The sequence below is a fragment of the Acinetobacter sp. UBA5984 genome (assembly GCF_002429925.1).
Classification (GTDB): domain Bacteria; phylum Pseudomonadota; class Gammaproteobacteria; order Pseudomonadales; family Moraxellaceae; genus Acinetobacter; species Acinetobacter variabilis.
Genome location: NZ_DJBE01000059.1, coordinates 1 through 4,905, shown reverse-complemented (window position 1 = coordinate 4,905; position 4,905 = coordinate 1). Strand labels below are relative to the sequence as shown.

Below are 4,905 nucleotides of genomic sequence, written 5' to 3'. Positions count from 1 at the left end.
GTATATTTTAATTTTGTCATCGAACCTTGCGAAGCAGTGCTTCTCACTCAGAATATTGACTCTCCGACAAACCCGGTACGGTTCAGTTTGATATAGCTGTAACTATTCAATTGCATAAATAAAAATAAGTAGGAGATGCTTCTCATTTTTCCCTATTAATAAACTTGATCTCTGCTTTGTTGCGGTGAAACACCTGTCATGGCTTTATATGCCCGAGTAAAAGCACTATGTTCAGAATATCCAAGCATTAATGCAATATCAGCAATTTGTATATCTGTATTTTTTAAATATGAGTCTGCCAGTTCTTGGCGGACTATATTAAGTTCATTGCGAAAATTTGTATTGGCATTTTGAAGCTTTCGTTGAAGTGTACGAGGTGAACGACAAAGTTTTTCTGCAATAAGTTCTATTGTTGGTTCACCATGTGGCAATTGATGTGCGATAGCTTTACGCACTGCCTCAATTATTGGCTCTTCCTTGGGCAATTGCTCCAATAGCTGGTTTGCATGCTGTTCTATAATTGTTAATAGACTTGGGTCTAAGGTCTTTATTGGGAGCTCTAGAGTTTCTTTACTAATTCGTATCACAGTTTCAGATTGATTAAATAAAACTGGACAACCAAAATATTGCTCGTACTGCATCAAATCATCAGGACAATCATGCATAAATTGTACAAATATAGGTGTAATATTTTTCTGAACGGAACTTCTACAGAACTGCATAATGACAGTAATACCTGTTTCATCAACCAATAAATCTGGTTTGTATAAGGTGGTGTCCCAAACTAATTCCACCCAATCTGGACCTTCTCGTGTAATCATTGGAATCACATCGAATATTAACCTTTGATATTTTTCCAGTTTTTCTAAAGCCGAAGCAAGATTGTCGCAAGCTAATAATACATAGCCCAAAACGCCAAGATGCCTTGGAGTAATCTTTTGTCCAAGATGTAAACCTAACATTGGATCAGCTAGGGCGATTGCAGCACGTGAAAGTAATTGTTCCCATAATTCAATAGAAATACCTTTTAAAGCGTTTGTAAGAGGTTGTGGGCGAGGATATTTTAAGATTTCGTCTGGGATTATTTTTTTTGCTTCAAGATAGTCATAGAGTACATGCACGTATGTTTCAGGAATCATTTTTCTATAGATTGGTTTGCTCATTAATTAACCTGAGTTTCTAGCTTTATGGCGTGAAGTATCAAGTAGGCTGTCATTAAGAGTCAAGCTAAAAGCTTCATTTTCATTCAATATCTTTTGCATCATTCGTTGCAGTAATGAACGGTATCTGTTGTTTCAATGGAGTGCAAAATGGCAGTAAAAAATACTAAGAAGCCAGAAATCAATGAAATACAATTTAAATCTGGAAACTCTTATTGCAGTGGAACGCTTTATAAACCCACTACAAATGGACCATATCCGATCATTGTGATGGGACATGGCCTAGGCTCAGTCCGTGTGATGCGCTTGCCTGCTTATGCTGAAAGATTTGTTGAGGCAGGATATGGATGCTTGCTTTTTGATTATCGTCACTTTGGTACAAGTGGTGGTGAACCTCGCCAGTTATTGGATATCAATAAGCAATTGGAGGACTGGCGTTCAGCCTTGAGTTTTGTTCGTACTCAGAAAGATGTTGTTCAATCTAAAATTGTGATTTGGGGGACATCATTTGGTGGTGGGCATGTTCTTACTACTGCTGCAAATGATCATTCAATTGTAGCAGTAATATCTCAATGCCCATTTACAGATGGTTTAGCTTCTAGCTTAGCAACCAGTCCAATCAGCTCAATTAAAGTTACTGCACTTGCTTTAACAGATCGAATAGGTGCTATTTTTGGTGCAAAACCTATTATGGTTGCATCGGCTGGGAAACCGCACAGTGCGGCATTAATGACAGCCAAAGATTGTGAGGATGGATATCTACAGCTTGTACCTGAAAATTCAGAATTTCGAAATTATGTAGCAGCTCGATTTGCGCTCGATCTACTGACATATTTTCCGGGTAAATTCACCTCAAAAATTCAATGCCCAGTGCTATTTTGTGTGTGTGAAACAGATAGCGTTGCTCCAGCAAAAACCACCTTAAAACATGCTCAAAAAACACCACAAAAAGAAATCAAAATCTATTCAGAAGGTCATTTTGATATCTATGTGAATCAAGGCTTTGAAAAAGTCATTCACGATCAAATTGATTTTCTTAACCGGACTGTTTCAGCAAATTAAAAAAGGAATTGATTATGGCAAAATATGACTTAGATGGATTGGTAATTTTAATTACTGGCTCTACAGGTGGTTTAGGTTCAGCTTTGGCAACTGCTTTTGCAGCGAAAGGAGCTAAATTGGCCTTATTGGATATTAATTTAGAAGCAGCAGACAAACAGGCTACATCACTTGGCGGAGATACCATTGCCAAGGCATGGCAAGCCGATGTTTGTTCAATGGAAAGTCTTCAGAATGCTATTAATAGCGCTGCAGTACATTTTGGCCGGATTGATGTAGTGATTGCCAATGCTGGTATTACCTGTTTTGAACCAATTGAAAGTGCAAGTCCAGAACGGTTTGATCGAGTAATGGATATTAATTTAAATGGTGTATGGCGAACATTTAAAGCAGGTTTGCCTTACGTGCAAAAGCAGCAAGGTTATTTACTAGCAATCTCTTCATTGGCTGCCTTTTTCCATTCACCGTTACAGTCATCTTATTGTGCAAGCAAAGCTGGTGTTTGGGCTTTAAGCAACAGTATTCGTATGGAGCTTAAACATCTTAATGTCGGAGTTGGCAGTGTCCATCCTACTTTCTTTCATACGCCGTTGATGGATCAAACTTTTGATGATCCGGCCGGTCTGAAACTTTGGGGCGGTAACCAAACAGGCTTATGGAAAATGGTTGCACTTGAAGAAGTGGTCAATGCAATTGTTGATGCTGTAGAAAATCGCCGTGAATTTGTCGTAGTTCCGAAGAAAAATGGATTTGTTGCTCGTACACCTGGGCTTTTCCGTGGATTTATAGAACGAGTTGGGTTTAAAAACGAGGACGTCATTGAAGCGATTCGGCTTGCAGCATTAAAAAAATGATTTTATATAACAAAATCATAGATTATTTTTTAGAGAATAGTCTGTGATTTTCTATTGTGTATGCAACTCAAACCCATATATGTTGTCTTAAAAAAAATCCGTCGACATAAGTTTGATTTATAAGTAAGGATACTCGCATGTACATGCCGAAATTAGCTGATATATTTGACGGTCTCACCATTGAAACACCGTATACACCGCCAAAACATTGGTTACAGGGAAGAACTGCCTATGGTGGTTTTTCAGCAGCATTGGCTTTGCAGATTGCATTAAAGGAATTTCCAGAGGGGCTTCCTCCACTAAAAAGTGCGCAAATTGCGTTTATTGGCCCGGTCACTGAAAATGTGACATTTCATGCTGAAATTTTACGTCAAGGAAAGTCCGCGACACAGATTGCTGTTGATGCGCGTGTTCATGATGCACTCGTGCTCAGAACAGGTTTTATTTTTGCTGCGCCCAGAAAAAGTACAATTCAGCACAATCATATTAAAATGCCACAGGTAGACCGTCCTGAAGCATATTTACCTCCACCTGAGGAAATGTTTGTTCCAGATTTTTTCGATAATTTTGGTGTACGGTTTGTCAGTCAATCTACACCGGTATCTAACTCCGAAACGCCAGAATTACTGGCTTGGGTACATCTAAAGGACGCAACTTCTATATCACCTGAAATTGCATTACTACTTATCGGAGATTGTCTCCCACCAGCATCAATGGCTTGTTTCAAGACTCCAGCACCTATTAGCTCAATGAATTGGGCTGTCGATTTTGCACAATCTGCTAAACATAGCGAATGGTATCTTTTGAAGTCATTTAGCTTGATTTCTGATCAAGGATATTCTTATCAAATGATGCATGCGTGGAATGAAAAAGGGGAGTTGGTTTTATCTGGAACTCAAACTGTTGCCATTTTTGCTTGAGTTTTATTTATTTAGTTTTAATGATGAATGTAATCAAAGTAATTTTTTATTGAAAATAATGATACTTTACATAAATCATTCGATGAGCTCTTTATAGTTGCTACTGGCTTTGTTGCACAAACCTATCTCTAAGGCTTATTCCACAATATAATTTTCAAATGAATAAGCCTACACCTAAAATTTATCGTACAACCAATTGGTCTTCATATAACCGAGCACGCATTCATCGCGGAAACATTGCCATTTGGTTTGATTCAGCCACCGAATGGTATGCTCCGTATCGGTAAACACGGGCGAAATTAAATCTACTCCGACGCAGCCATCCAATGCTGTTTAATAATCAAATCACTTTTTAATCTGTCTTTACGTATGGTCACAGGCTTTGTGCAAAGTCTGATTAAACTCTCTGGCTTAAATGGGACGGCCCAGATTATTCGACCATATGCAGAAGACAAAAGCATATTGATATTGCGATTAGCTATCAAAAAACTTGTGATGCACTATATCTACTCGTTGACTCTACTGGCTTGAGTTTTTTAGGTAAAAGTGAATGGAAACGTAAGAAGCATCAGCCTGAATATCGACGACAATGGCGTAAACTGCACATAGGTATAGATGCTGAAACACTGCAAATACGTGCAGTTCAGCTTACAACAAATAATGTCAGTGACTCACAGGTTCTTGGTGATTTACTTGATCAAATTCCACAAGATGAGCGGATTGACTCTGTTTATACTGAAGGCTCTTATGACACCAAGCAATGCCATCAGGTCATTGCAGATCGGCAAGCGCATGCGGTGATTCCACCTAGAAAAATGCGAAACCATGGAAAGATACAAAGAGTAGCTCGCTAGAGCGAAATGAATTACTCCGAACAGTTAATCTAGCGAAGCAGTGCTTCTTGTATCTTGA

The 4,905-nt window shown here is 38.6% G+C and carries 4 protein-coding genes and 1 pseudogene; 4 read left to right on the top strand and 1 reads right to left on the bottom strand.

The genetic code is table 11. From position 1 onward, the window contains the following. Window positions 1-155: 155 nt before the first annotated feature. A complete protein-coding gene (locus tag B3J29_RS09840; RefSeq protein ID WP_004812151.1) occupies window positions 156-1,163 on the bottom strand; it encodes an AraC family transcriptional regulator in 1,008 nt (335 codons plus the stop codon). 147 nt (window positions 1,164-1,310) lie between these two features. Between B3J29_RS09840 and B3J29_RS09835 the strand changes: the two genes are divergently transcribed. The 4 genes and pseudogenes from B3J29_RS09835 to B3J29_RS09820 all read left to right on the top strand — a co-directional run. Then, window positions 1,311-2,222: an alpha/beta hydrolase gene (locus tag B3J29_RS09835; RefSeq protein ID WP_004780048.1), complete on the top strand. Its 912-nt coding sequence runs from the start codon at window positions 1,311-1,313 to the stop codon at window positions 2,220-2,222. A gap of 14 nt (window positions 2,223-2,236) precedes the next feature. Continuing rightward, window positions 2,237-3,073, top strand: a complete 837-nt coding sequence (locus B3J29_RS09830) for an SDR family NAD(P)-dependent oxidoreductase (RefSeq protein WP_004780050.1) — start codon at window positions 2,237-2,239, stop codon at window positions 3,071-3,073. 143 nt (window positions 3,074-3,216) lie between these two features. Beyond that, window positions 3,217-3,993 carry a thioesterase family protein gene (locus B3J29_RS09825; protein WP_286965198.1) on the top strand — a complete coding sequence of 259 codons (777 nt, stop codon included), beginning with the start codon at window positions 3,217-3,219 and terminating at the stop codon, window positions 3,991-3,993. A 158-nt stretch (window positions 3,994-4,151) separates the two neighbouring features. Beyond that, window positions 4,152-4,905, top strand: a pseudogene (locus tag B3J29_RS09820) (IS5 family transposase); the annotation flags it as partial.